Below are 25,337 nucleotides of genomic sequence, written 5' to 3'. Positions count from 1 at the left end.
ACGAGAGCGGATCCGAAGGGCGCAATTATACGTCGCTGACGCGACGTTGATCCTCAAAACCCCAGCCTCGGTTTCATTTACGGCGAAGCTATTGATTTCTATGGAGAAGAAAGGGTCGCTGATGGCAGTTCCACATTTTTCCGTCAGCATTGTCGGGCGTAGTTCTGGCCGCAGTGCTGTGATGTCGGCTGCCTATCGGCATTGCGCCCGGATGGACTTCGAGCGGGAAGCTCGACGGATCGACTACACCCGAAAGCGGGGCCTCAGGCACGAGGAATTCGTAATCCCTGCCGATGCGCCGGATTGGCTTTGCAAAATGATCGGCGATCGCTCGGTTGCCGGGGCATCGGAGGCTTTTTGGAACCATGTCGAGATCTTTGAAAAACGCGGCGATGCACAGCTTGCCAAGGATGTGACAATTGCGCTCCCGGTCGAGCTGTCGACGGCTGAGAACATTCAGCTGATGCGCGAATTCGTCGAAGCGTTGATCACCTCGAAGGGCATGGTCGCCGATTGGGTCTATCACGATGTGCCGGGCAATCCGCATGTGCATCTGATGACCACTTTGCGTCCTTTGACCGAGGGTGGCTTCGGTGCGAAGAAACTTCCTGTTTTGCTACCGGATGGAGGACCGCTGAGGAACGATGCCGGTAAAATTGTCTATGAGGTTTGGGCTGGAGGCACTGAGGACTTCAATGCCCTGCGTGATGGTTGGTTTTCCTGTTTGAACCGGCATTTGATGCTGGCCGGGCTCGACCTCTATGTCGATGGCCGCTCCTTCAAGAAGCAAGGCATCGAGCTTCAGCCGACACTTCACATCGGGGTTGGCGCCACGGCTGTCGACCGGAAGTCGAAGGAAGTTCAGGCGCGAGAAACGGTCGCTCTACCAACTGGTTTGCCTGTGCCCACGTCAGCGCATGCGCCGCTCAGTGCTCCCTTCAAAGCGCCAGGCGTGCCAGCGCATCGACGGGAGCTTGAGCGCATCGCCTTGCAAGAGGAGGTCCGAGCACACAATCTGCGTAGGATCGAGGAGAACCCTCGTATTGTTCTTGATCTCGTCACCCGTGAAAAGAGCGTCTTCGACGAGCGTGACATCGCCAAGATCCTTCATCGCTATGTCGATGACGCCGCACGATTTCAGGGCCTGATGACGCGGATCATACAGCATCCCGACATTTTGCGGCTCGACCAGGAGCGGATCGATTTTACCTCCGGCATGAGGCGGCCGGCGCGCGTGACCACACGCCAAATGATCCGGCTCGAAGCCCGGATGGCCAGCCGGGCGAACTGGTTGTCAGAAAAGTCCGCGTTTGATGTCGGCCGGGCACGTCTTGAGAAAGCCCTCTCACATTTCCCCAGGCTGTCAGATGAGCAGAAGGCCGCGATCAGCCATGTAACGGCTGCGTCACGCATTGCCCTTGTGATCGGGCGTGCTGGCGCTGGCAAGACAACGATGATGAAGGCAGCCCGTGAGGTTTGGGAAGCAGCGGGCTATCAGGTCGTGGGAGCGGCATTGGCGGGCAAGGCAGCCGAAGGTCTCGAGAAGGAGGCGGGTATCGCCTCGCGGACCTTGTCGTCGTGGGAATTGCGCTGGGATAGGGGCCGGAACCTCCTCGATGAAAAGACGATCATGGTGCTGGATGAAGCCGGCATGGTGTCTTCCAAGCAGATGGCCTTGCTTTTGGAGCAGGCGACACTGCGCGGGGCAAAGCTCGTCCTGATCGGCGACCCTGAGCAGCTGCAGCCAATCGAGGCGGGAGCTGCGTTTCGCGCAATCGCCGACCGGATCGGTTATGCCGAACTTGAAACCATCTATCGCCAGTATGAACCCTGGATGCGAGAGGCGTCACTCGATCTTGCCCATGGCCACGTTGAAAACGCGGTTTCATCTTACGTCAAACACGGGCGCGTCATGGGATCTGAGACCAAGGCAGAGGCCGTCAGACGCCTGATTGCCGACTGGGAGCGGGACTATGATCCGGGCTGTTCGGGTCTGATCCTTGCTCATCTTCGTCGTGATGTCAGACTGCTCAACCAGCTTGCTCGGCAAAGGCTGGTCGAGCGCGGTTTTGTTGAACCGGGTCATAGCTTCAAGACCGAAGAGGGCATTCGTCTCTTTGCCGCTGGCGACCAAATCGTCTTTTTGAAGAATGATGCTTCGCTCGGCGTCAAGAACGGACTACTGGCCAAGGTCGTTACGGCTGGACCTGGTTTCGTGACAGCAGAGATCGGCGCTGGTGAAGATCGTCGGCTCGTCAGGATTGATGAGCGTCTCTACCGCAATCTCGACCACGGCTATGCGACCACGATCCACAAGAGCCAAGGGGCAACGGTTGAGCGGGTCAAGGTACTCGCCTCGCTGTCGCTTGATCGGCATCTCACCTATGTGGCGATGACCCGACACCGGCAAGAGCTTCATGTCTATTACGGGATAAGATCCTTCAGCAAGGCAGGTGGCCTTGGGCGAGTTCTGTCGCGCAAGAACACCAAGGAAACGACACTCGACTATGAGGAAAACAACTTCTACCGCGTAGCACTTCGCTTTGCCGAGGCGCGTGGCCTGCATATCATTAACGTTGCTCACATGCTGGTTCGCGCTCGCCTGGAATGGACCTGCAGGCAAAAAGAAAGGCTGACGGAGCTTGGCTCACGCCTCATCGCGATTGCAGGCAGGCTTCGCCAAAAGCAGCTGGTCATTGCACCAGTCCAGACACCGTCTGATCCAATCGGACCGATGGTGTCAGGCATGACGACATTTGCAAAATCGATCGGCCAGGCTGTCGAAGAAAAGCTCGCGGTCGATCCTGTCTTGAAGCGGCAATGGCAGGAGGTTCTGGCGCGGTTCAACAAAGTCTACCGTGATCCTGAAACTGCATTCAGGGCGCTGCAAGTCGACGCCATGATGAAAGATACGGAAGCCGCGCGCTTGACGCTTGATAGGGTTGCCAAGGCGCCGGAGAGTTTCGGAGAGCTCAAGGGCCGGCCGGGCTTCCTTGCCAACGCCCGTCAAAAGCGGGACCGCGAGCTGGCGCTCGCCAACGCATCCGCACTTGCCAGAAACCTTAACCGCTATCTGAGGGCCCGTGCCGAGGCTGAGATCGGCTTTATGCTGGATGAGCATGCGATCCGACAGCGTGCATCGCTTGAAATTCCGGGCCTTTCTCCGGCCGCCATGGAGACCCTGTCACGCCTTGAAGTTCGACTAGATCGACAACAATCTTCCGGAGGTCTCGACGCTCCCGAAATTGACGGCAAGGTCCGCAGTGAGCTTGAACGCTTTGCGGAGGCGGTAGCCACACGCTTTGGCGAGCGGACTTTGTTGGTACTGGCAGCCAAAAACCCTGATGGCGAGGTGTTTCAAAAACTGACTGCTGACATGAGCCCGGCGCAGAAAAGGGAAGTGCAAGCTGCATGGATGGCTATGCGCACGAGCCAGCAGCTTTCCGCCGCTGAGCGCCTGACAAAGGGGCAGCGGCAGGTGGAGGGGCTGCGCAAGACACAAAGCAAGGGGCTTTCCCTGAAATGAGGGCGATTGCGGAACGTGACAGGATCGTCCGACAACGACGCTTTGCAGGCCAGGCTCTGTCGGCTGCAATGGTCGCCCTTACAGTCATTGCGCTTTTGGGTCTGGTTGGCGGGCTGCGCCTCAATCTAACGCCGAGTGCAGCCCTTGGCCTGTGGAGGATTGTGCCACTGAAGTCGCCCGTCACGATCGGCCAGCGCGTCTTTGTCTGCTTGCCCAATCGCACTGCCATGCAAGTGGCACGCGAGCGGGGATACCTTCGCGCTGGCCTGTGTTCCGGGGGCAATGCACCGCTCATCAAAAGAGTTGTGGCGCTTGCCGGGCATCGCGTGGCGCTTTCGGATCATCTCCTGGTGGATGGTGTCAGGATCGAGGCCTCGCATCTCCTGAAAAATGACGCCAAGGGACGGCCGCTTCTCCACGACACTGGCGGCATCGTGCCACCCGGTATGGTCTACCTGTTTTCGCCCTATCCCGGATCCTGGGATTCACGCTACTTCGGGCCGGTGCCGGAAATCGGGATCCTGGGGCTTGCGCAGGAGGTCTGGACCTATGCGCCGTAAGGTCTGGATTTCCGCGAGCCATGCTCTCGGCCTCAGCAGCCTTGCGGGAGCGATTGCAGTCTTCGCCTGGAGTGGTGATGCTATCTCACTGCCGCTTGCCCTTTTCTTTCCGCTCTTCTGGTCATGGGCAAAAACCCGGTTGGCGGCAGCACTCGTCTCTTCCTCTTACTTTCTGGTCGCGTCCCGCGATTTGCCGCTGAGTGTGGCCGAATATTTTAAAGCCGATATCCTCTCGGGTCTTGGCCTCTGGATGGCCGCCGCCTTCTCCTTTGTCCTTGTGCATATCCTGCTTTGGAGGCAGGCTGCGGATCTAAGACGCGCCCTATCTTATGGCCTGATCACGGCTCTCACGGGTTTCCCTCCGCTTGGGATCACAGGCTTTGCCCATCCATTGACAGCAGCCGGGATCATTTTTCCCGGATGGGGCTGGTGGGGGCTTGCTGCAACGGTGATGCTCGCCTGTTGCCTTGTCACACGGCTCTGGTGGATGGCAGGACTTGTGTTGGCTGCATGCTGGCTGTGGTCGAGCACTGCGAGCTTGTCCAGCGAGATCGACATGGTGTCGCTTGAAGCTTCGACCGAAATCTTGGTCCCCGCTTCATCTGAAACGATGCCCCTTGCCTTGCCAACAGCCGGGCCAACAGGCTCGCCCAAAGCTTGGAAAGGCGTCGAGCTTCATATGGGCAAGAGCCTTGGCCGTGATCCGTCGCTTCGTCATCAGCGTGAGCTCGTGGTGAAAGTTGTAGAGGCCGCTGGTCGGGATAAATCGATCATTATCCTGCCTGAAAGTGCCCTGGGGCTCTGGACCCCGTTGCGCGAACGGTACTGGACGAAAGTCCTGGAATTCCGGGCGATCACGGTGATCGCGGGCGCAACCGTGATCACCGCTGATGGGTACGACAATGTCATTCTGGCGGTCGACAAGTATGGGAGCCGGGTCATCTATCGCCAACGCATGCCGGTCCCGGTTTCCATGTGGCGACCCTGGTATGCATGGACGGGTCAATCAGGCGGCACGCCGGCACGGTTATTTGAAAACCCCGTGGTCCAGTTTGATGGGGTGACGGTTGCGCCATTGATCTGCTACGAACAGCTTCTACTCTGGCCTGTCCTGCATTCCATGATTTTTGATCCCGATCTTCTTGTGGCGATCGGGAATGGATGGTGGACGACAGGAGCCAAGATTGTTGCGGTTCAGCGAGCCAGTGCGGCTGCCTGGGCAAGGCTTTTTTCCATCCCGCTCGTCATCGCCTTCAATAGCTGATCGGGGGCGAGCAAAAGCCTGGCTCACGCAAGGTCAATGGTAAACTCTCACATTTGCGCAGCAGGCCGGATTTATGTAAAATTGCGCATTCTTTGTTAATCGTTGTTAATTTATCATTCTGAGATGCACGGATAGTGAGCATGAATGGGGTCTCTTTGGACAAGCGCTTGAACACACAGAAAGCCGTTACTCAGACGGATGGGTTGTCGGATGATGCCCTTCTGGATGTCATCCAGACGAATATGCAAAGGCTCCCTCTCAACGACAACGCATCCTGGCCCGCTCAACCGAGGCGTTTGGGTGTCGCGGCGGCGATCTGGTCTACTGTCGGTTTCGCTGCCATTTTGATCATGGGGGCGCTCATTTTGATGGTGTTCAAGTTGGTGCCGGCGACGAGAGACAGCGATTACTGATAGGTGGACGCCGTCCCTGTCTTCCTCTGCTTTTGCAAGGATGGCCCGATGCATCGAGACGAACCGGCTTCCGGTGAACGCGCTGGTGTACTGCAGCAAACGGAGCCCTGCACCTTTCTTCCAGCTCGTTCGTGGAGATTGACGAGGGGTTGATGAGATCGATCCCATCCTTGCCTGGAGGGTCAGGAGCCTACCATCAATCGACGGCTCTGCGTTTTCGCTCGATCATCTTTCTTCTTGGGTCGAGCATTGATCTACAAGAATTCGCGTATTGCGGGAGGCCAGATCCCCTCGTAGAACGCGGCATCCTTACCTTTCATTCACCATGTATGCTTCGATAGAAGAGGTCCTTGAAATGAGCGATTTCTATGTCGTGCTAAGTCTCGCTGTCTATGTTGCCATTGCAGCAGCCTTTGTGACTGAAACTTACATGGAAGGCGAGCGCGCTGGTGGGCATTGGGATGAGAGCCGCGTGCTCGGCTTGGGGATGTGCGTTATCTGGCCAGTTTTAGCCTGCGCCGTAGCAGCGGCTGCTATCTGGTCTTCGAAACCTCTCATGGGACTGAAGGTTTAAACCAGGTCAAGACGTTTAACTCAGTCGGACAGGTATCGACCGCATCGGTCGCGGCGGCGTAAGCTGCACGCTGCGTGATGAAAGCAACCGTTCCCGCATCGCCTCGCTACGAGGCACTGGGCAAGAAGCTTGCTTCAGATCATTCATGATATGAAGGTTCGAACGGTTCTCATTCCCCGCAAATCTGAATACAGCATGCATGAGTTTTGCACCTCGGACAGGATGCAAAGCGCTGGGCTTAGCGCCCGCCATCGATCCGCTCCGAGGATGGTCCGGTCTTCAGCACTGGGCAGTTTCTGACTTCCCTACTCCATTGCATGCCCGAAGCTGCGTTTCCCAACCTTTGAAAACGCTATGTTCAGATGAGGCCAACGCTCCGCAAGAGCAGCCACCAGATGAATGCCGACAAGATCATCGTGGCCAGCAGAGCCTTCAATCTTAGGGTAGGACGCAACATGATCCGTACTTTTCACACTTCCATGAATCAATTTCGACCAGCCCAACGCTAAGGTAGAGGTTTTAGACACCCATGTCGGCCCCCAGATCTTGGATTGTGAGCGATGACCACGAAGTCGTGATGACCGTCGGGCAGGGCTCAGCCCCCTTAAACCCTTTGAAGCGGATGGCTATTTCAGGTGGCCGCCTACCCAGGATAACTGAATTTTATCAGAGGCTTAGGTGTTGTTCTTGTGGCTGTGCAGTCGCTGAGCAGAAGATTGTCCTGCCGGGTCAATCATTGGCAAAACCTCTTCTGTCTAGGCCCCTGTTACCTGCGATCATGATTGCATCGACCTGAATGAAGTCGGCCACAATGTCTCTTATCGGGACATTAGGGGCTGACTATGCAGGTATGGCACGAACGGCTGGAGCTTGTACCCGGTTCGCCCGGGCGCCACTATGCGCCATCTTTTAGAGCACGAGCGATTCCACGAACAGTTGCAATTGACCGGGTCGTCGGCCTACGGGCCTACCTCGGAGACATAGGGACGCGATCACTCGAGCATGAGCTGGCATTTCCACCAACAGGCTTGGGGATGAGACGCACATCGAAATGAGGATCCGGGATCCTCCCTTCAGTTGAAAGCGGCTTCGGTTGCCGTATCAGCTTGAGGGAGGTTTATCGATGTTTAACGAAAATCGTCGAATACTAGCGTTTTCGTAGCTTCGGGACCTGCGCATGATCTACCTCGCCCTCCTCCTCTACTGCCTCGTCTGCACGATTTTTCTGATGGCGAGTTACTTCGAGGGTGAGCGCGACGGCGGAGATTGGGATATATGGCGTCTGGTTGGGCTCGCTTTTAGCCTCGTCTGGCCACTGAATCTGATGATCGGCCTTTTTGCAGTCGCATGGTCACGTCCCGTCTCGCAGCCAGCGGTAACCCCGAGCCACAAATGGTAACGACACGGTTCATTGGAACCCGGCAGCCTCGGCAGTCCCATCAAGGCTAGGCAGTGGTCGTGGTTCAGAGTTCGCTTCAAACGTCTTTGACGGTGTCGCCAGTCTCGATCGTGCGGATGGTCTCGCTCAGGACAGATGCCACTTCTTCACGGGTGTAGCCTTGCCGGAGAGCTTCATGCACCAAGGTCGTCATAGCTTCTTCGAAGGAAGAGGATGACCTGGGTGCGCGCGCAGAGTGGTCAAAAGGCTCAGGCGCGCTTTCCGCTGTACCCGAACTCCTCGTCAAATCTCTTGCGAAATCTGCAGCTTCTTTGTTTCCCATAGCCGAAGGATAGGCAAATGGGGCGTCTGTTCAACTCGATGTTGAAGACATCGTGTATAAACGTGGTTACCGACAACTTTCCAAGCTGGATTGGCAGAGTTGAGGGGGCATAGGCCACAATTTTTTGTCTTCAACCAACGATCAGAAGCCCGAAAATACCTGCGGTACCGATGACGATGCGCCACCAGGCGAAGGGCGCATAGCCTCGCTTCGAGATGAAATTCAAAAGCCCCCTGACGACGAAGAGCGCCGATATGAAGGCAGCCAAGAAGCCGATCGCGATGATCAGGGTATCGTCGACAGTCAACGCGTTACGGTTCTTATAGAGATCGAGCGTGAAGGCGCCGAGCATGGTCGGCATGGCGAGGAAGAAGGAAAACTCCGCCGCCGAGCGCTTGTCGGCACCCAGCAGCAGCGCACCGACGATCGTGGCGCCCGACCGCGAGGTGCCGGGGATCATCGCCACGCACTGGCAGAAGCCGATCTTGAGCGCGAGCGACAGCGGATACTCGGTCACGTCGTGATATCGGGGCTTCAGCGGCATCCGGTCGATCCACAGCAACACGAAGCCGCCGAGGATCAGCACCACGCAGATCAGCATAGGCGTCTCGAAGAGCACGGTCTTGATGAAGTCATGGGCAACAACACCAATGACGGCAGCGGGCAGAAAGCCCAGAAGGACAGCGCCGACAAAGCGCCGGCTTTCTGCACTCGTCGGCAGCGAGAGCGCGATCCCCAAGAGCTTGGCGAAGTAGACGCTGAGGATGGCCAGGATCGCACCCAGCTGGATCAACACCGCAAACGTGTTGCCCGGCGATTCGAAACCGAGGAAATGGCCGGCCAGCAACACATGCGCGGTGGAGGACACCGGCACGAATTCGGTCAGGCCTTCGATGACGCCGAGCACGAGCGCGCTGATAATCGATCCATTGCTTTCCATCTCTTGGGCTCCTTCTAGCGTATTCACTCAACATGCTGGCATTCAACCAAACCAAAAAGCGCTCAGGCGGAACGGTCAGGTTTCAATTTGGGAGAGGTCTTTTCTGTCTGTTTGCGGAGCCCGCTGTCGAGGACAACGTTTAGTTTGCCCTGAAATTTCCAAGGAACAGGGCCCGCACTTGCACCAGTGCCAGTCACCGCAGGCGCGCCCATTTCGAAGTGATTTTTGACCAAAGTCCGTCCCGTTATGCGGCCTAGCCGGGCATCCCGACCGCTTATGACGAGAGGTGAAGGTCGATCAATCGCGAGAGTGAGCGCGGCGTGAACCGATTTCCCAGATCCCTAAAACATTGGTTCCGTTAACCACGTTGCAAACTTTTCGTGAAAGGCAGCCGCAACGCATGTTGACCGCATATTAGTTTGAGCAAATGCTAGATTGAAGGCGGCGGGGGGTGCATAGAGCATGAAGAATGGAGCTTCGACTGAGTTCTTGGATGTATCTCTTGCGGCAATTGAATTCGGGATCCAAGCTCGGACAATGGGCATGTCGCAAGAACAATGCTCAACTCTGGCTTTTCAGCCACTATGTGTCGGACCCGAGGATAGTTGCCTTGAAGATCTCTGTTTTTTCGGTTGGGCTGTTGAAGATGCGTTCAGGACAGCCGGCCTCGATGAATGCGTGGTCTCAGCTGGAAGTATTTTGGTTGTGCGGTCGGAAAGGCTGGTCGCTGCCCCTATGAACCCGCAGCATAGCTGAAGGCTGCCGATGCGAGCGCGATGCCGTGAAACATGGTCCCGACCTAGGCATCCTGATCTCAGTAAACGCGCAGAACGCCAAGCTCATTCACTTTCGTGCCGAAGTACAAAGGTGGGTGCAGCAGCTGTCCATGGAGAAAAATAATCTGAACTGCACCACTTATCCTCGGCCGCAACGCAGTGCCACTGATCGCGCGATCAGGATTAACGCGCCTGAAGAATGATTTGACATTGCGCTGATAGGCCGCCCGCTCCCGTCGCGTATTCAGTCACGTACAAGGTCCGCTTCATCAAACCGTCCCATCCGCAATCTGCGCACCGGAGCGCCAGGTTCTTCTATTGGCGCCGGGTAGGCGATGTTCGGGCGCTCGGGATCGATCATCCTCCACTCCCGCTCGAGACGTTCAAACGTGCTTCTTGACACAAATCTGCTCATATCGTTCCTCCTATTTTTAATAGATCTACCGGTTTAATTCGTCTCTGATCAAGTAAGACGTAGAAATAGAGTTAGCCGGAAAGGTTAACGACGGAAGCGGCCATGTAGACTGACATGTACCCAACTTAAAGTTGGCGCGGAAATGAGGCAGGCAGCGATGTTGCAAGAATAGTGCTGATGCCATCATTGGCTTCGGCTTCCTGGCCATCCCCGTCGGTCCAATCGTATGAACAAGCATATGGAGTGGGTGATCGCCGCCAGTATCAGGCAGGCGGATGTGCGTATTGTTACGCTGCAACTTGCCTTCAAGGCAAAAAGCCAAGAAAGAGCAACGCAGCCTTTCAGTAAATACAGCAAGGGCGGGCCGAATTGCTCTGGGCGAAATCGCCTTTGTCTCGCGTTAAGGCCCCGCAAAGTAGAGGTGCCTGCCTCAAAGGGCGGCGCGCCGTCGGAGTGGCGCTCGGTTTGTGGCTGCACCTGATGAACCAATTCTTGCGCCCATGACCAATGTCATATGCGAAATGCCGAATACACTCAGAGGAAGAGAGAATTGCATCGAGCGTTGTGCTGCCGATCACTTATTTGACGTCGATAGCATACTATGCTCGTCACGTCGTTGTGCCGTTGCAACGGCCTGCCAACTTCTACTTGTTTCCAAAACGGACACGTGTTTCGGCTCCATCCTTACCATTCTTTATATAAACTGTTGTACCTCAGCCCATACAGGCCAAGATAGAAAGCATCAAAAGACCAATTTTGGGGATAATTGTGGTTGAGGCTAAGAAAAAAATACGTATAGCAGTGTTTCCCGTTGCCGGTCTTGGTACGCGGTTTCTTCCCGCCACCAAGGCGATTCCGAAAGAAATGCTTACCGTCGTCGACAAGCCGGTCATCCAGTATGTGGTTGACGAGGCCGTCGAAGCCGGGATCGAGCACTTCGTCTTCGTGACCGGCCGCGGGAAAGCGGTGATTCAGGATTACTTTGACATCCAGTTCGAACTCGAGCAGACCCTGAAGGCCCGCAATAAGAACGCTGAACTTTCGCTTCTCGACTCACTCCAGCCGACCGCCGGCCAGGCAAGCTTCACCCGCCAGCAGGAACCACTGGGCCTCGGGCATGCGGTCTGGTGCGCCCGCGACATCGTCGGGCACGAACCTTTCGCCCTCCTCTTGCCTGACATGATTATGCGCGGCGAAAAGGCCTGCCTCAAGGGCATGGTCGAACTTTATGAGAAGACCGGTGGCAATATCGTGGCGGTCGAGGAATGTGCGCCCGAACAGGCCCACAAATATGGCATCGTTGGCGCCGGTGAAGCGCTCGAAGGTGGCTTCACGATCACCCAGATGATTGAGAAGCCGGCGAAGGGGACTGCGCCCTCCAACTTCTTCATCAACGGCCGCTACATCCTGCAGCCCGAGATCTTCGAGATCCTCTCGACCCAAGAGCGTGGCGCGGGCAACGAGATCCAGTTGACCGATGGCATGTTGAAGCTCGCCAATGACCAGCCGTTTGCCGGTTACCACTTCAAGGGCCAGACTTTTGACTGTGGTTCCAAGGACGGTTTCATTCTGGCCAATGTCTCTTTCGCGATCGAGCGCGCCGACATTCGTCCGACCATCGAGGATCAGTTGAAGGCGCTGCTCGCCGCGCTGAAGTGAAATGAAATCCCTGACCGCCGGGCTCAGCGATTGGCGGTCAGGCCCACCAATGCGGTCACCGTACTGTTGTCGGTGCCGGTCTTGAAGTTCGTTCGTTCATAGGCGGGATCCGCTGTGACATCGAGATAGCAGATTACCGGCGAGGTGAGACTGGCTCGGCAAAATGTCAGACCGGCGGCTGAAAATACAGCGCATCTTCAGAGGCTGGTGCGATGGGTTGGTGCAACAAGAGCCTTGGCGAAATAGCACGGTGTGCTGGGACGAGCGGCAGGCTTACCCTGTTTAGGTTTGGCGGAAGTCGACCTTGGGCCAGATAAGTCTTGGACCCGAATATCTGTTTGACCGGGATAGCGCTTTTCCATTGCAGACCCTGGAGCACACTCGTCCAGCAAGAATGCTGTTTGCAAGTCGGCAAATCCGAAAAAGATCGTTGCTCCCGATGAGATCGACCAGGCGAATAAAGCCCAGGACCGAATAATACAAGTTTGCAGGATGCAGCCGTTAGCCCTAAGTCGAGTTCCAAATACAACCAGCCTCACGAAATCGTGAACTGGAAGTTGAACGCTTCATCGAGCGCGAAGATTATTGAGTTTTCAATCGTTATGAAAGACAAAGATCTGGTTACGCTTGTGCAATGCAAAACCAGCCTCCGCTTTTGACTGGACACAAGCCCACTGACTGGAGGAAAACAGGTTTACCGAAGCATTAAACGGGAGACTTGCCATGAACCGGTCAAAGCTACTTAGCGGCACCGCCGTCTTGATTGCTCTTTCGCTTGCAGGCCCCGCCACGGGAATGGCATGGGCTTCGTCTACTGATTCCGATCAGGACCCGACGAAGCTGGTGAAGATTGTCAAATCCGAGGCAAGCGCCGATAAGCGTTCTGATGCGCTTACAAGGCTTGAGCAGCTTGCAATTTCTGATCCGGACGCAAAACGCAGGCTCGCTGAGCTTTATCTTGTTGGTGAAGGTGTAGATGGCGATGCCGCCAAGGCACTTAGACTTTTGGAAGAGGCGGGTGCCGATGGCTCTACGGTCGCCTTGCGAAAGCTTGCCTCGCTTTACAGGTCAGGAGATATTGTCGAGCTGGACCGGGGCAAGGCTCTGGCGCTTACTAGACGTGCGGCAGAGCTGAACGACTCGTGGGCGCAGTTGTCCCTTTCGGATACACTTCGAAAGGGTGATGGTGTCGACCAGGACATTGAAACCGCGATTTCCTGGCTGGAGAAGTCTGCAGCTGCAGGCAATGCGACCGCTCAACTCCGTTTGGGAAGTTTTTTAGCGGATGGGAAGCTGATACCGCAGGATGAGACTCGAGCGATTGAACTCCTGGAGAAGTCTGTCGCCAAGGGAAATGCGGGAGCAAAGATCGAGCTTGCTGGTTTGCTCATGCGTGACGGAGAAAGGGCTGATCCAGAACGCGGTGCTCAACTCCTGAGAGAGGCGGCTGAAAGCGATGACAAAGCAAAGATGCGCCTGGCGGAGCTCCTGGTGAGCGGAGAACTGATAGAGCTTGATTTACCCCAGGGTATCAGCATGTTTGAAGAGCTGAGTGCCGGTGGCAATTCGAAAGCCACCAAGGCCTTGATTTCGATTTACTCGGGGGGTGAGATTTCAGCGGATGCTGGGCGGCTCGTCGAGCTCCATACGCGACTGGCGGACGCAGGCGATGCTGACGCGCTGGTCCGCTTGGGCGAAATCTACCGCGACGGGATCATCGTGCCGGCTGACCTTCCGCGATCCCTGGAGTTTTTTAAAGCTGCAGAAGAAAGCGGCAGTTCACGGGCCTGGAGGCGCGTTGCAGAAGCGGCTCTCCGCGGTTTTGGTGAAGATGCAGATCCTGACAAGGCTGTCTCAATCTTGAGAGCAGAAATTGACAAGGGAAATCTCGACGCTTCAATCTACCTTGCTGATATTCTTGCTGCGGGAGACTATGTAGATGCGGATCTCGTAGCGGCACGTACGCTTTACGAAAACGCTGCTGAAGGTGGCAAGGTAAATGCTCACCGGCAATTGGCCCGCTTATACTTGGCGGGTGTCTATGGTGCCGCGCAGAAAATCAGGGCACGGGATCACCTCAACGCCGCGATCGACAAGGGTGACGAAGCAAGTATCGTTACCCTAGCAAACGCGCATTTGAGTGGCAGCTTCGGCAGACAGTCCGACGCGCGGCTCGGTCTGAAATTGCTTCAGGACGGGCGGCAAGAGGGAATTTCCGCCGCAACAACAACCCTTGCTGAAGTCTATTTTCGCGGCCGTGGTGTAGGGCGCGATGCGGGCCAGGCCGTCCGGATTCTGACCGAGGAGGCGGACAAGGGGAATGCCGCCGCCGCCAGGGCTCTGATCGAGGCCTATCGTTCTGGCAAGGGAAAGAGCTTTCCAGCCTCTGCCCCCCGCGCACGCGCGGCATTGGAGAAATATTCGGCCCTTCTAAACGAAACCCAAAAGACGCGCGAGGCCTTTTTGATCGACGCTCGTATTGCTGCAAGTCTTGCTCAGTACGAACAGCTCGACGAAAAGATTGCGGGCGTGCCCGTGTCTCAAAGGCGCGGATACATCGAGGCGCTGCGATCCGCGAACCAGAACGCCTATGTCTATGTGGTTCAGAAGGGTTTGAAAAAGGTTGGTCGCTATGACGGCCCGATCAATGGCCTCCTGACTGCATCGACCATCAGAGCCATACGCGAAATTTGCGAGGCTGGACCGTCTGGCGATCGTTGCCGGATGGGGCCCCTTCACAGTGCAGCAGCCAAGGTTGTGTCCGCCCGCCTCGAGGCCATCTACTAAACTGAAATCTTTTATGTCAGGAGTTGAATATGAGTTTTCGTATTGTTGTATCAACGCTATTTGTTTCCATGGGGCTTGCAGCCTGCACATCGACCGGCGGAGGACAGGCCGCCAGCTATGGAATTAAGTATTCCGGCCAGTGTGGCGCGCTTTACAACGGTGAAGCTCTGGTGACGACCTATAATCGTAAGTCGAAAAGGACCACAGCTTATGCAATTGGAAAGGGGTGCAAAAACTCCCATCCGCGAGGAGAAGAGGTCAATTTCACAACCTTTGACACAATGCAGATAGAGGGTGCCTTCGTTCGAGGCATGAGAACCAACAAGGAAGGTGTGACCCGCCGCACTATCATCCGCAAGGATGGAGCGCGGTACGCCGCCCGAAGCGCGGTGGTCAAGTAGCACTCTACATCCAGGCAGAGCGGGGGTCGGCTGATAATGTCCGGCCCCTTTTCTTAGGATCGGGCGCAACCGCACAGTTGCTGGACGTCGGCTTATTCTGACATCTGCTATGTGCCGTCGCATCTGGACTGCACATACCCGTTCGTATAGGGCGGGCGCAGGTGTTGATCCGGACTCTGTGGGGACCATGGAGTGTCGACATAAAGGACCGCAGGCTTGTGCTCGTGATGCTGAAAGCTAAGCCTTGCTCATCCATGAGGACCAAGACGCGCAGCCTGCCAACGCATCCCGTTTCGAACGGACGTCCTCACGTCGTCAATGACTGGTTCCTGCGTCTTTCAAGACCTTGACCGCGATCTCCGTCAGGACAGCCGCGACCTCATCTCGCGTATAACCTGACGAAAGGGCATGGCGTGTCAGCAGGCTGACCGCATATCCCAACGACATATCGACTTCCAGGGGGCGTAGCCAGGTATCCTCGCCGCCTGGACCTGCCTTGAGAGAGCCAAGTGCTGCTTCGAGTTTTTCACTAAAACTCATGATCGTTCCTTTCTACTCTACATGGTACGAACATAAAGTTTCTAGTTCTGTTTTCAATCTTGATGTTAAAACAGAATTAATATCCTTAATTAACAGATAATTAAGAGAATTAGAAGGTATTTATTCAAATTCGATCAAGGTCCGACACGGGAAAAGCCTGCGCTTGAGTGGGATCGCTGCGGGCGCCTCACAGCTTTCATGGTCCGGGCGTCCCTATTTTCGCTGCGCCAGCTGGGTCACTCGCCGATCAAGGAGGTCGATCCGACTGGCAACTTTCCGCAGGGAGAACGGAGCGTACTTCCTCGTGGGCTTGCCCGGTGATTGGCCCCATAAAATTTGCGACAGGCTCTCCGGAAGAGAAATTCAGATTGGATGATTATGGCGCTTCGTACGCGGGTCTTTGATTAACGCGCTGGATGGCCTGATTTCGGAGGTTACGAGTGCTGATCCCGACGGGAGGTTCTCGTCTGGCTGGAAGTCGCTTGTTGCCGATGCCGCACGCGGAAAAAAAAGGTCCGGCGCTTTGGATCTGTGGGCTTGTTGACAGGCGGGCCGGAACGAGCAAGACCAAAACAGATGCTGCGATAAAAGACGATTCGGGCGCGGCGCGTTTATAAACGCTCGAACACGCTAAGAGTTACCCTGATGCTAGAGGGTGAAGTCCGTCGATGATCATCGATATGAAGGCCGACGCATCATGGCGTCGAAGGAGCAAGCCTTATGGCGACCGCACTAAAAGAGCTGACAATTGCCCTGGGTTTGCTTGCGAGTAATCCGTCTGCAATAGGCCCGCAGCTTGGTCTGTCCGGTTATGTCTGGCACGTCGCCGATCTTGCGCAATGCAGCGGCAAGCGGGTGTCTGACTGCAAGCTTTTGACTTCAAAATGGGATTGGAAGCGTCCGCAATTCTTTACGATCAGCCTGCGCTCCAGCGAGCGGAAGGGGAAACTTGAGCTTGGACTTTATCTGGATAACCAGGATCTCACCGATACCGATATGGTCTGCATAATGCTCATTGCGCGAACCAAGAGCGGGGCGATTTCAGGGGGCGAATTCGTCAACTTAGAAGTGACCAACCAGCATAGCCGTTTTGAATATGTTTCGATTCCCGTCGCCGTCAATCTGGTGCCGGATAAGCTCGAAATTGGATCCAAACAATGCGACGAGACTTACAGACAAGATCGTAAATCCGCGCAGCGTGTTCTCTCACGATCATAGCAGCCGGCAAGGGTTGCCAGACGGGTCCTGAGCTTGCGTTAAAGACTATTGCCGAGCGTCGTACTGGCCGTCACTATGTGATCCAGATTGGCTTCAGGGCTCTCAACCAAGTGCAGGGCAGTGCTTATGATGGCGGACCAGCACGCTACTGAGAAAGCGAGTGCCGCCAGACCCGACTTCATGCGCAACGTCATGTGGGAACCTTTTCGTTGATCGGCGGCCACGTGCATCAAACACGCGAGAGCCGAGATGCCAGATCAAGCATGGCTTTCGTGCCTCGATGGAAACCGTAATTGGTCGGTACTGCTGCCCGGTCAGGGGCCTGCTCAGCGCCGATCAGCCGATCTTTTCGCGGCTGATCGTCCCTTTCAATCAACAGCGTGTGCTGTTAACGCGTCCACTTGAGCGGATTGCCGCTCGACACGCTCACATACTGGTAGCCAGTAACATTGCGCTTGACGATAGACTTGCGAAGATTATCGAGGACGAAATCACCTTCAGTCGTCTTGACAATCAAGACAGCATGACCTTCGCCCATGCGCGTGCGGACCACTGCAATCCTCAAAGCGGAGGACGGGATGCCGGCGCGGATGAGGCGCTGCCTCTTCGTCATGACATAATCGTCACAGTCGCCCTTCTTGACGTTGACCGACCAGATGTCGCGCTTCTCACGGGTGGGGGTTATCTCGCGATTGACGGACGCGTTGACGCTGCGAATGATCTTCTCGATGCGGGGAGAATAGGTAACGACTTTAGCCTTTGACGGCTTGCATTCTTTCGGGTGCTGCAGGCAGAACAGTTGCATTTGCAGGGGGGCTGGTGCACGCGCTGCTTCTACGTCCAACTGCCGTGCGAGGCCGCCAACCTGGAAAGCATGAGACTGTCCAGCAGTCCCCGCCCCGATCGCGAGCATTGTGGCCACTGCCATAATCGTCTTCTTCATCATCTCAGTTGTCCCTGTTCGGTATTGGTTGTTTTTCTTCTTCGCCCGGGAAGTCCGTCGATGGGGTCAACTTACCGACCAGTTCCTGAAACCCGTTTAAGTGGATGTGTAAAATTCTAGCTATTGTTGTTTTTTCGAGGTCGCATCCCTGCACGGGCAATACAGACGAGATTTCGACTCCGAAAAAGATGTCTATTCTGCACTTGCGAAGACCTGATTGCTTTGGTATATGAATGGTAAAGGTAAGGAGTGTTGAGATGAGAAAAGTTCTGTTAAGTGCAGCTTTTGCCGCGTTCGCGTTGTCCGGAGTGGCGCAGGCGCAGTCGGGTATTGATGGTGCTGTTGCGTCATGCACCGTGCCGAACGCGGGAACCCAGGGCGTTACGAGTTTTCTGAACGAGGCCCGGATTTCCGGAGCGTTGAACGAAGATCTCATCACCCAGTTGGCGGTTGCCTTGGGGCAGGCTGCTGGTGAAGGTGTTTCCGCGCCGGTCCGCGCAAGCGTCTCGGACTGCCTGGGTGTCGTCGCGGCAGCGTCTACTGATCCTGCTCGCGCCGCTGCAATTCGCCAGATTGCGCAGACCGTAGTGCGTGGTGGAACTGTTGCCACTGCCGCAATCGGCGCTACTCCGCCGCCGCCGGGTGGTGGAGGTGCTGGTGGCCCTGGGGCGCCGGATCCGGTGACGCCGGTGACGCCGGTGACGCCGGTGACGCCGCCTGCTGGTCCGATTGGCGGCGTTGGTGCAAGTCCGGTCTGAGGTTTTCCCGATCTATGTTGGAAAGGGGGCGTGTTGCGCCCCCTTTTTTCTTGTTGATTTGCAAGTCATCCTTCGTGGGGGGAGTGGATTCTGATGCGAGCAGTTGGTCCTCTTTTGGGCGGATTGGCTGCCCTTTCTTTGTCGATGTATGCCATCGCAAAGGAGGCGCCTGTATTGACTTATGGTGATCAGGAGAGCCTGACGACAACGATGGCAATTGTAAGAGGAGAGCTTGGGAGCGGCTTCTCTTTCTACGGACAAAAACGCCTGATGGCGGCCTGTATGCAGGGCATGACTGGCTTTTGGTTTTCTCTGGCTGCCCCTGAGCAACGTAAGGCGCATGCAGAAAATTGTCTTGGCCATGCGTTGTCCTATGCCGAAAACACCCCTCTTGAGTCCCTGACCTGGACTGTGGCCGCACGCGCGTCATTCGTTCTCGGCGACCATGATGGACTGAACCGCTATCTTGGATATGCGCGACGGTCAGCACCCAATGAACAATGGGTTGCCGGGCTCCGGGTTAATCTTGCTGAAGACGCGCTCGCCGCCCTTTCTGACATCAACAGGCTTGAACACGATCAGGATCTGTCACTGATGGTCCTGAGCCGGAAAGGTATCTCTGCCATTGCCGGCAGATACTGGGCCAATGAAGGATTTCGTGAGCGCATAACAGCAGTCGTGGAGAAGATGCCCAACGAGGATCAGCGACGCTTCGTGTCGAGTGTACGACGAGCGGCACATAACTGAGGATCATCGCTCGCGATGATTTAGTAAAGTAACGATGCGCAGAAACTAATGGACATGATGACAAGGCCCTTCGTCAATTCAATTTCCATGTGGGTAGCTATTGCTATCCTGGTTTGCACTCCCCTTGCCCTCGGCGGCAACAGGCCGCTGGTCTGGCCAATCGTTTTGGCTATCCTTTCCCTGACCTTGGTCTTGAATGCTGCTGTGCTGATGGCGATCTCTGCCAAGCCGGCCGTATCTCTGGCGTCGTTTAGGCTGGAAGTTCTGCTGATCATCACTTTTCTCTGTTTTGCAGTCCTGCAGATAGTTCCGTTACGAAATCTCTCTGGACTTGATGCGTATGGTTTGCCCGCCAACCAGACCCTAAGCGTTGCACCGGCAGAATCGTTTCTGTTTTTGCTCACCTGGTTGAACGTTTTCATTCTCGGCTATCTGGTTTTGCAGTTCACCCGCAACGAAACCCGCTCAATCGAGTTTCTTAATCTCCTCTTTTGGGTCGTCGTCATTCATGCCGCTCTGGGCTTTGTGCTGTTTCATGAGTTTGAAGATGCGACGATCATTGGCCCGAAATGGGCCTATCTCGGTTCGATGACCGGTGGTTTTGTCAACCGCAATACCTTTGCAACCTTTCTCGCCAGCGGAGCCGCTGTCGGCACGGCCCTCGTCCTCCGTGACCTGAAAAGCGACTCCGGGCCAAGGACAGGGGCAAAAATCGCCTCGTCTTTATTCAAGCTCATGGGTCTGTTGTTGATTATGGCGGTGCTGTTCGGTACCGGATCGCGAATGGGCCTGTTCGTCGGTGTGCTGGGTGTCTTCCTCACCATTTTCATTGTGCTACCAAAACAAATCGGTGCAGGGAGACCGGTCGCCAAACTTCTGGCCATGGTTGTTATCGCTCTGTCAGTTTTGGCCGTCATACTCTGGGGCTACGGCGGCCAAACGATCGAGCGTCTTGGTTCGGTTGAAAGAGCCAGCGATGTGCGTTTTGAGCTCTACGAGCAGACCTGGAGCATGATAATGGCACGTCCTTGGAGCGGATTTGGCGGAGGTGCCTATGAACTTGCCTTTCCTTTGTTTCACCAGCCGGAAGTGAGTGTCGATCTCCTTTGGCAAAAGGCGCATAATTCCTATCTGGGCCTTTGGGCAGACTACGGGCTGGTGTTCGGCACCATGCCTTGGCTGATCCTCCTGATTGTCTTCGTTAGGCTTGCAATTTGCTTTTTGTCTCGCTCGACGCCTGACTACGCGGCAGCCTCAGCCATCGTGGTCGCAATCATTGCCATGATCCACGCATTGGTTGATTTTAGTCTGGAGATCCAAGGTTATGCCTTGCTGTTTACTGCCATCCTGGCCACAGGGGCATCCAGGCTCACACTCGATCAGCGGCAATCCCAATGAAGAGCTGGCTTGCCTCCTTGTTTGACAGGAAACATACGTCGTCCCCCAACCCGCTTGCACGGGTTACGGCAGAACCGCACTTCGCTGCTGTCTACGCAGTCGGTGATGTTCATGGCTGCCTCAACGAATTGCTCGCTATTGAACGCAAGATCATCGCCGACGGTCAAAAATTTGGCGGCGAGAAACTTATTGTGATGCTTGGGGATTACATTGACCGTGGCCCATCCTCAGCGTCTGTAATCGAGCACTTGCTCAAACCGCCACCGGAGACGTTTCGTCGCATCTGCCTGATGGGTAACCACGATCAAATGTTCTTGGAGTTCTGGCGCGCCCCCTCCATAAGAGCCCAATGGCTTGGGTTGGGCGGTGATGAGACCCTGGCGTCCTACGGGATCTATCTCGCCGATCATGGTAACCACCCGCTTGTTTCGCAACTACACGCTTTGGTGCCCCAAGAGCACATCGAATTCCTGGCCCAACTTCCTGTGATGCTTCGTGTCGGAAGATATTGCTTCGTCCATGCAGGGATAGATCCATCTTTGCCCCTCGACGAGCAGCTCGATGATGTGTTGTTGACGAGCAGGCCACATCAGTTTGCCTGGAATAGATACTCAAGAGGCGAGATTGTCATTCATGGCCACACACCTGTGCAAGAGGTCGATCTCTCGGCGCCCTCGATCAATCTTGACTTGAAAGTTTATGAGACCGGGCAGCTGGCCGCCCTCAGGATGCTTGACGACAAGCTGGATGTGATCTTGTCAAGTTAACCAAGGCAGCCATTTTGCATTGCCTAAAAGTACCATACTGGTACATGGACGAACACTTTTTGTTATGGCTAGGGGTTCTACATGGAGCAAGAGATCGATCTGAAGTCCATCATCGGTCTATTCAGGCGCCAGCTATGGCTGATGGTTTCGATCGTAGTGGCCGTTTTGGTTGTCACCGGTGGCGTGCTCTACACTCTCACCCCCAAGTATACTGCGACCAACAAAATAATGGTCGACTTGTCCAACAAGGATCTTTTACAGCCTGATGAGCGGATGAATGTCTCGGTCAGCGACGCGAATGCCCGCGTTGAGAGCGAGGTTTCGATTCTGCGTTCCGATAATATTTACCTTGAAGTGATCAGGCGGGAAAACCTTCTCGCGGATCCGGAATTTGGTGTGCGCCCCGGTCGGTTCGACTGGGTTAGATCCTATCTCAATCTCAGTGCATCCACGGCGCCCTCCGGTGAGCTGTTACTCGGTCAAACGGTAGACCGGCTGCAAGACGCAGTCTCGGTTAGGCGCCAGGGGCTGACATACATAATGGAGATCTCGGTTACCTCGCAGGATCCAGCAAAGGCTGCGAGGCTCGCCAACGCTATTGCCTCAACTTATATTGACCTGCAGCTGCAGTCCAAGATTTCGAGAACACTCGCGTCTCGCAACATTATCCAGTCTCAGCTCAGTCAGGCCAATAATTCTCTGATAGACAGCGAACGGGGTTTCGATCGCTACTTAAGTGAGAACCTCGGCCGTATCGAAGAACAATCAGCGTCGCCGCGGATCGCCCAGCTTCGCGCTGAATTCGAGCGGATCAAAGGGGAACGCGAACGGGTAAGCGGGCTTGCGCAAATCGTTGAGCTTAGTCTCAATGCTGGCGACATCGCGGCTTTGACCAGCAATCTACAGGCGGATGCCATCCGGCAGTTGCAGGAGCGTCAGAATGAAGTGAACACTGCCTTGGCGGCGGCGACAGAAGGCAGTCAGCGTGCGGCGAATCTCCGCTCGGAACTTGAACAGATTCAAACCAGGATTGTCGAGGAGGCAGGGCGCGAGCTGACCAAGCTTCAGCAGGAGGTCGCGTCATACGAGGATCGTGGAAATACGGTGCGCACCGAGATGCGGACCGCCATGCTCAATAGCAATCTCCCACCAGAAGTGCTGACCGAGATCTATTCCCTCCAACAGTCCTCGGAAATTGCGAGAAGTCAGTATCAGAGCCTGTTGCAGCGTCTCCGTGAGCTCGATGTTCAGGCCCAACTGCAAGTCGCCGACGCGCGGATCGTCAATGAAGCCTCGACCCCAACATCGGCGTCTTTTCCGAACAAGCGCCTGATACTCGCCATTGCCGCTGTCTTCGCGCTGGGTCTCGGCGGCGCAATTGCCGTGTTGCGAGAGCTTTTCATCGGCGGGTTCATTTCTGAGGAGCAAGTCGAGCAGATCTTGCGGATACCGCTTGCGACCACAATACCGCGGCAGACAGGATCCTCGAACCTGATCAAGATAGGCGTCGCCGACATGGTGGTCTCCGCGCCACTATCTGTTTTCTCCGAAAGCATCAGGCGCTTGCGCGTACTGGTCGAGCGCCGTAAGGCAGACCTGACGAAGGAGGGTGCTGATGAGAAGAGCGGCCTCGTCATCATGGTCACTTCGACAGAGCCGAATGAGGGGAAGTCGACAACGGCCCTCGCCCTCGCCCGTACTCTGGCACGGTCTGGAAGAAAGACGCTAATCATCGACTGCGACCTTCGCAAGCCAAGTCTTAGCAAATTGACGGGCGTCAACGCCGCGCCTTGGCTGAGCGAAGTGTTGCGCGGACAGGAACTGCCTCCATCTGTATCGAAGCAGGCGCTGACTGACCCTTTGAGTGATCTATCGATGATCTTCGGATCGCGCGTCTCCGATATTGCCACCGACGACCTTCTGATGGGCGATCGCTTCAACCAGATTTTGAGGACTGCTAGGCGGCATTTCGACTACATTGTGATAGATACCCCTCCGGTGGGTGCCGTTGTGGATGCGCTTTATCTCGCGCGTTTCACGGATATGGTCGTATTCGTTTTGAAATGGGCAAGCACACCCCAGACCATGGCCAAAAAGGCACTCGCAGCGCTTAAGGAGCAGAGCGGACCGGAGACCAAACACGTTCTCGTTCTAAACCAGAAGGAAAAGCCGTCTGGTGGGAAGTATAGCGCCTATGCCGCATACTATGGTCGATCAGAGGGCGCTTAACTGAAACCGCAGCAGTGCGTCCTCTGGTAATCCTCCCCGTTTGACGGGGTTCAGCGGTAGAATTCACGCAGCCATTTTCAGTTTCTGAGCGGGTATGATGCCGCCAATGCCCATGTTGGGCCGTTCGTGGTTATACGTCCAAAGCCATTCCGTGCCGATCTCTTGCACCTCCGTTATGCTGGCAAAAACATACAGATCGAGCCATTCATGGAGGGTGCGGACAAAAAGTTGGACTGTTCTAAGTGCTCAGGGTAAGCGACAAGCAGACCCCATCTGGCGAAGCAGCTTAGCGGTCGGGTATCGGTAGCGGACAAGATGAACCGCTGTGAGCTTCTATGTCTGCGCTCAGCTCTGGAACTAGAACTTTCCATATGATCGAGGCTGTTGCGGACCGCTTTGAGGGCGCGCCCCGGCAGCTTCGTCGACGCTGGTCGGATGATTTCAAAGCGCGGGCAGTGGCAGAGACACTTGAGCCTGGTTCGAGCGTCTCAGCGATTGCACGTCGGCTCGATTGACCTGAGACCCGACTTCCCTCCAATTTTTGGGAGAGTCTTGGGTTTTCAATCTGGCCTCATGCGGCCTGTTTTTCCATAGCCATTTTCATTGCGAACTCGCTGGGAGTGATATTGCCCAGCGAGGAGTGCGGTCTGTTTCTGTTGTAATCCTCCTTCCATGCAGTGATGGCGGTGCGGGCCTGAGTGAGCGTCGAGAACAGCGTCTCGTTGAGGCACTCGTCACGGAAGCTGCCATTGAAGCTTTCGACGAAGCCGTTCTGCATCGGCTTGCCTGGGGCGATGTAGTGCCATTCGACCTTGGTCTCCTGGCACCATTTGAGGGTGAGCGTCCGGTGAGCTGTTTTTGCTGATCGGGCAAATCAGGCGATGTTCTGGCAGTCGAACCAGCATTAATGCTGACATTAATACCAGAACAAAGAGGTTTCATGGCTCGCATGGAGATCATGTCCGGCACCGAACGCAGACGGCGTTGGTCGGACGAGGCGAAGCTGAGGATACTTGCGGAAGCTGATGAGCCCGGTGCTCGCATTGGTGACGTGGCGCGCCGGCATGACATTCATCCGGGGCAGATCCGCTTGTGGCGGCAATCATTCAGCTATGCCGATCGGCCGACGGTGTTCCTCCCGGTGGAGATCACTCAGGAGGCTGGCGTAGGCCAGGCTTCTACCGCGGCAACGAGGCCGGCGATCGTCGAGATCCTGCTCCGAAACGGTCGGCTCTTGAAGGTTCCGGCTGACGTTGAGTTAAAGCTGCTTGGTCCGCTGGTCGCTTGCGTGGAGGCGGCATGATCGGGCCATCGGGAAATGTGCGGGTCTATCTGGCCTGCGGGGTGACCGACATGCGGCGTGGCATTGATGGTCTGTCCGCGCTGGTCGAGACGGTCGTGAAGGAGGCGCCGGGCTCCGGTGCGATCTTCGGCTTCCGCGGAAAGCGCGCCGACCGGATCAAGCTCCTGTGGTGGGACGGTCAGGGGTTCTGCCTGTTCTACAAGATTTTGGAGCGCGGGTACTTTCCCTGGCCGACGGCGAAAGAAGGTGCCGCGCACCTGACGCAGGCGCAGCTTTCCATGCTCGTCGAAGGGATCGATTGGCGCCGCCCAGCATGGACATCTGCTCCTGCCCGAACGGGATAAAAGCCATATTTTGCAGGGGCATCCGAGGCTTAACGCTGGCGCGTCAGAGGCAAA

21 protein-coding genes and 2 pseudogenes are annotated in these 25,337 nt (G+C 55.8%); 18 read left to right on the top strand and 5 right to left on the bottom strand.

The features are described 5' to 3' along the window. Positions 1-121 precede the first annotated feature (121 nt). From traA to D4A92_RS22800, 6 genes are all read left to right on the top strand, one after another. On the top strand, positions 122-3,526 hold the full coding sequence (traA, locus tag D4A92_RS22825; protein WP_203020911.1) for a Ti-type conjugative transfer relaxase TraA: 3,405 nt from the start codon (positions 122-124) through the stop codon (positions 3,524-3,526). Next, the gene (gene traF / locus D4A92_RS22820) at positions 3,523-4,086 is read left to right on the top strand and encodes a conjugative transfer signal peptidase TraF (protein WP_203020129.1); all 564 of its coding nucleotides are present in this window, start codon (positions 3,523-3,525) and stop codon (positions 4,084-4,086) included. Before traA ends, traF begins: the two co-directional genes overlap by 4 nt. Positions 4,087-4,336: 250 nt before the next feature. Next, the gene (locus D4A92_RS22815) at positions 4,337-5,350 is read left to right on the top strand and encodes a conjugal transfer protein TraB (RefSeq protein ID WP_348649898.1); all 1,014 of its coding nucleotides are present in this window, start codon (positions 4,337-4,339) and stop codon (positions 5,348-5,350) included. Between the two features lie 167 nt (positions 5,351-5,517). Next, positions 5,518-5,763 (top strand): hypothetical protein, encoded by a 246-nt coding sequence (locus tag D4A92_RS22810; RefSeq protein ID WP_203020125.1) that lies wholly within the window; start codon positions 5,518-5,520, stop codon positions 5,761-5,763. Positions 5,764-6,118: 355 nt separating this feature from the next. Beyond that, positions 6,119-6,337 (top strand): hypothetical protein, encoded by a 219-nt coding sequence (locus D4A92_RS22805; RefSeq protein WP_203020123.1) that lies wholly within the window; start codon positions 6,119-6,121, stop codon positions 6,335-6,337. Positions 6,338-7,514: 1,177 nt separating this feature from the next. Then, positions 7,515-7,736, top strand: coding sequence for a hypothetical protein (locus tag D4A92_RS22800; protein WP_203020121.1), 222 nt, complete (start codon positions 7,515-7,517; stop codon positions 7,734-7,736). Between the two features lie 452 nt (positions 7,737-8,188). Here D4A92_RS22800 and D4A92_RS22795 read toward each other — a convergent pair whose 3' ends face one another. Further along, complete coding sequence (locus tag D4A92_RS22795) at positions 8,189-8,998, bottom strand: undecaprenyl-diphosphate phosphatase (RefSeq protein ID WP_203020119.1); 810 nt, start codon at positions 8,996-8,998, stop codon at positions 8,189-8,191. Positions 8,999-10,957: 1,959 nt separating this feature from the next. Here D4A92_RS22795 and galU point away from each other — a divergent pair. The 3 genes from galU (at position 10,958) to D4A92_RS22780 (ending at position 15,036) form a co-directional block, all read left to right on the top strand. Continuing rightward, positions 10,958-11,848, top strand: a complete 891-nt coding sequence (gene galU / locus D4A92_RS22790; protein ID WP_203020890.1) for a UTP--glucose-1-phosphate uridylyltransferase GalU — start codon at positions 10,958-10,960, stop codon at positions 11,846-11,848. A gap of 723 nt (positions 11,849-12,571) precedes the next feature. Beyond that, entirely contained in the window at positions 12,572-14,635 is a 2,064-nt protein-coding gene (locus tag D4A92_RS22785; RefSeq protein ID WP_203020888.1) for a tetratricopeptide repeat protein, read from the top strand. A 29-nt stretch (positions 14,636-14,664) separates the two neighbouring features. Continuing rightward, positions 14,665-15,036 (top strand): hypothetical protein, encoded by a 372-nt coding sequence (locus tag D4A92_RS22780; RefSeq protein ID WP_203020886.1) that lies wholly within the window; start codon positions 14,665-14,667, stop codon positions 15,034-15,036. A 315-nt stretch (positions 15,037-15,351) separates the two neighbouring features. Here D4A92_RS22780 and D4A92_RS22775 read toward each other — a convergent pair whose 3' ends face one another. Next, the gene (locus D4A92_RS22775) at positions 15,352-15,576 is read right to left on the bottom strand and encodes a hypothetical protein (protein WP_203020884.1); all 225 of its coding nucleotides are present in this window, start codon (positions 15,574-15,576) and stop codon (positions 15,352-15,354) included. 720 nt (positions 15,577-16,296) lie between these two features. Here D4A92_RS22775 and D4A92_RS22770 point away from each other — a divergent pair. Further along, positions 16,297-16,794, top strand: a complete 498-nt coding sequence (locus D4A92_RS22770) for a hypothetical protein (protein WP_203020882.1) — start codon at positions 16,297-16,299, stop codon at positions 16,792-16,794. A gap of 388 nt (positions 16,795-17,182) precedes the next feature. Here D4A92_RS22770 and D4A92_RS22765 read toward each other — a convergent pair whose 3' ends face one another. Then, the gene (locus tag D4A92_RS22765) at positions 17,183-17,740 is read right to left on the bottom strand and encodes a transglutaminase-like cysteine peptidase (RefSeq protein ID WP_203020880.1); all 558 of its coding nucleotides are present in this window, start codon (positions 17,738-17,740) and stop codon (positions 17,183-17,185) included. A 254-nt stretch (positions 17,741-17,994) separates the two neighbouring features. On the opposite strand from D4A92_RS22765, the gene D4A92_RS22760 reads away from it, so the two are divergent. From D4A92_RS22760 to D4A92_RS22740, 5 genes are all read left to right on the top strand, one after another. After that, the gene (locus tag D4A92_RS22760; protein ID WP_203020878.1) at positions 17,995-18,495 is read left to right on the top strand and encodes a hypothetical protein; all 501 of its coding nucleotides are present in this window, start codon (positions 17,995-17,997) and stop codon (positions 18,493-18,495) included. A 93-nt stretch (positions 18,496-18,588) separates the two neighbouring features. Then, the gene (locus D4A92_RS22755) at positions 18,589-19,242 is read left to right on the top strand and encodes a hypothetical protein (protein ID WP_203020876.1); all 654 of its coding nucleotides are present in this window, start codon (positions 18,589-18,591) and stop codon (positions 19,240-19,242) included. Between the two features lie 48 nt (positions 19,243-19,290). Continuing rightward, positions 19,291-20,640: an O-antigen ligase family protein gene (locus tag D4A92_RS22750; RefSeq protein WP_203020874.1), complete on the top strand. Its 1,350-nt coding sequence runs from the start codon at positions 19,291-19,293 to the stop codon at positions 20,638-20,640. Further along, a complete protein-coding gene (locus D4A92_RS22745) occupies positions 20,637-21,407 on the top strand; it encodes a metallophosphoesterase family protein (protein WP_203020872.1) in 771 nt (256 codons plus the stop codon). Before D4A92_RS22750 ends, D4A92_RS22745 begins: the two co-directional genes overlap by 4 nt. An 81-nt stretch (positions 21,408-21,488) precedes the next feature. Then, entirely contained in the window at positions 21,489-23,636 is a 2,148-nt protein-coding gene (locus D4A92_RS22740; protein ID WP_203020870.1) for a GumC family protein, read from the top strand. A 63-nt stretch (positions 23,637-23,699) separates the two neighbouring features. Here the strand turns inward: D4A92_RS22740 and D4A92_RS22735 are convergent. Next, positions 23,700-23,855: pseudogene (locus tag D4A92_RS22735) on the bottom strand (integrase core domain-containing protein); the annotation flags it as partial. Between the two features lie 116 nt (positions 23,856-23,971). Between D4A92_RS22735 and D4A92_RS22730 the strand changes: the two are divergent. Beyond that, a complete protein-coding gene (locus D4A92_RS22730) occupies positions 23,972-24,151 on the top strand; it encodes a transposase (RefSeq protein ID WP_432445038.1) in 180 nt (59 codons plus the stop codon). Positions 24,152-24,207: 56 nt separating this feature from the next. Here D4A92_RS22730 and D4A92_RS22725 read toward each other — a convergent pair. Further along, a pseudogene (locus tag D4A92_RS22725) lies at positions 24,208-24,471 on the bottom strand (integrase core domain-containing protein); the annotation flags it as partial. A 105-nt stretch (positions 24,472-24,576) separates the two neighbouring features. Here D4A92_RS22725 and tnpA point away from each other — a divergent pair. Then, positions 24,577-24,939 carry an IS66-like element accessory protein TnpA gene (gene tnpA / locus D4A92_RS22720; RefSeq protein WP_203020866.1) on the top strand — a complete coding sequence of 121 codons (363 nt, stop codon included), beginning with the start codon at positions 24,577-24,579 and terminating at the stop codon, positions 24,937-24,939. Further along, on the top strand, positions 24,936-25,283 hold the full coding sequence (tnpB, locus tag D4A92_RS22715; RefSeq protein WP_203020864.1) for an IS66 family insertion sequence element accessory protein TnpB: 348 nt from the start codon (positions 24,936-24,938) through the stop codon (positions 25,281-25,283). Before tnpA ends, tnpB begins: the two co-directional genes overlap by 4 nt. Positions 25,284-25,337 lie beyond the last annotated feature (54 nt).

It is taken from the genome of Rhizobium rosettiformans (assembly GCF_016806065.1).
Taxonomy (GTDB): Bacteria; Pseudomonadota; Alphaproteobacteria; order Rhizobiales; family Rhizobiaceae; genus Allorhizobium.
This window is presented reverse-complemented; position numbering and strand designations above follow the sequence as displayed.

What these genes read in the sequence shown, in the direction of transcription:
- traA (WP_203020911.1), top strand. Translation starts at nt 122, where the DNA reads ATGGCAGTTCCACATTTTTCCGTCAGCATTGTCGGGCGTAGTTCTGGC.
- traF (WP_203020129.1), top strand. Translation starts at nt 3,523, where the DNA reads ATGAGGGCGATTGCGGAACGTGACAGGATCGTCCGACAACGACGCTTT.
- D4A92_RS22815 (WP_348649898.1), top strand. Translation starts at nt 4,337, where the DNA reads ATGGCCGCCGCCTTCTCCTTTGTCCTTGTGCATATCCTGCTTTGGAGG.
- D4A92_RS22805 (WP_203020123.1), top strand. Translation starts at nt 6,119, where the DNA reads ATGAGCGATTTCTATGTCGTGCTAAGTCTCGCTGTCTATGTTGCCATT.
- D4A92_RS22800 (WP_203020121.1), top strand. Translation starts at nt 7,515, where the DNA reads ATGATCTACCTCGCCCTCCTCCTCTACTGCCTCGTCTGCACGATTTTT.
- D4A92_RS22795 (WP_203020119.1), bottom strand. Translation starts at nt 8,998, where the DNA reads ATGGAAAGCAATGGATCGATTATCAGCGCGCTCGTGCTCGGCGTCATC.
- D4A92_RS22785 (WP_203020888.1), top strand. Translation starts at nt 12,572, where the DNA reads ATGAACCGGTCAAAGCTACTTAGCGGCACCGCCGTCTTGATTGCTCTT.
- D4A92_RS22780 (WP_203020886.1), top strand. Translation starts at nt 14,665, where the DNA reads ATGAGTTTTCGTATTGTTGTATCAACGCTATTTGTTTCCATGGGGCTT.
- D4A92_RS22775 (WP_203020884.1), bottom strand. Translation starts at nt 15,576, where the DNA reads ATGAGTTTTAGTGAAAAACTCGAAGCAGCACTTGGCTCTCTCAAGGCA.
- D4A92_RS22770 (WP_203020882.1), top strand. Translation starts at nt 16,297, where the DNA reads ATGGCGACCGCACTAAAAGAGCTGACAATTGCCCTGGGTTTGCTTGCG.
- D4A92_RS22765 (WP_203020880.1), bottom strand. Translation starts at nt 17,740, where the DNA reads ATGATGAAGAAGACGATTATGGCAGTGGCCACAATGCTCGCGATCGGG.
- D4A92_RS22760 (WP_203020878.1), top strand. Translation starts at nt 17,995, where the DNA reads ATGAGAAAAGTTCTGTTAAGTGCAGCTTTTGCCGCGTTCGCGTTGTCC.
- D4A92_RS22755 (WP_203020876.1), top strand. Translation starts at nt 18,589, where the DNA reads ATGCGAGCAGTTGGTCCTCTTTTGGGCGGATTGGCTGCCCTTTCTTTG.
- D4A92_RS22750 (WP_203020874.1), top strand. Translation starts at nt 19,291, where the DNA reads ATGGACATGATGACAAGGCCCTTCGTCAATTCAATTTCCATGTGGGTA.
- D4A92_RS22745 (WP_203020872.1), top strand. Translation starts at nt 20,637, where the DNA reads ATGAAGAGCTGGCTTGCCTCCTTGTTTGACAGGAAACATACGTCGTCC.
- D4A92_RS22740 (WP_203020870.1), top strand. Translation starts at nt 21,489, where the DNA reads ATGGAGCAAGAGATCGATCTGAAGTCCATCATCGGTCTATTCAGGCGC.
- D4A92_RS22730 (WP_432445038.1), top strand. Translation starts at nt 23,972, where the DNA reads ATGTCTGCGCTCAGCTCTGGAACTAGAACTTTCCATATGATCGAGGCT.
- tnpA (WP_203020866.1), top strand. Translation starts at nt 24,577, where the DNA reads ATGGCTCGCATGGAGATCATGTCCGGCACCGAACGCAGACGGCGTTGG.
- tnpB (WP_203020864.1), top strand. Translation starts at nt 24,936, where the DNA reads ATGATCGGGCCATCGGGAAATGTGCGGGTCTATCTGGCCTGCGGGGTG.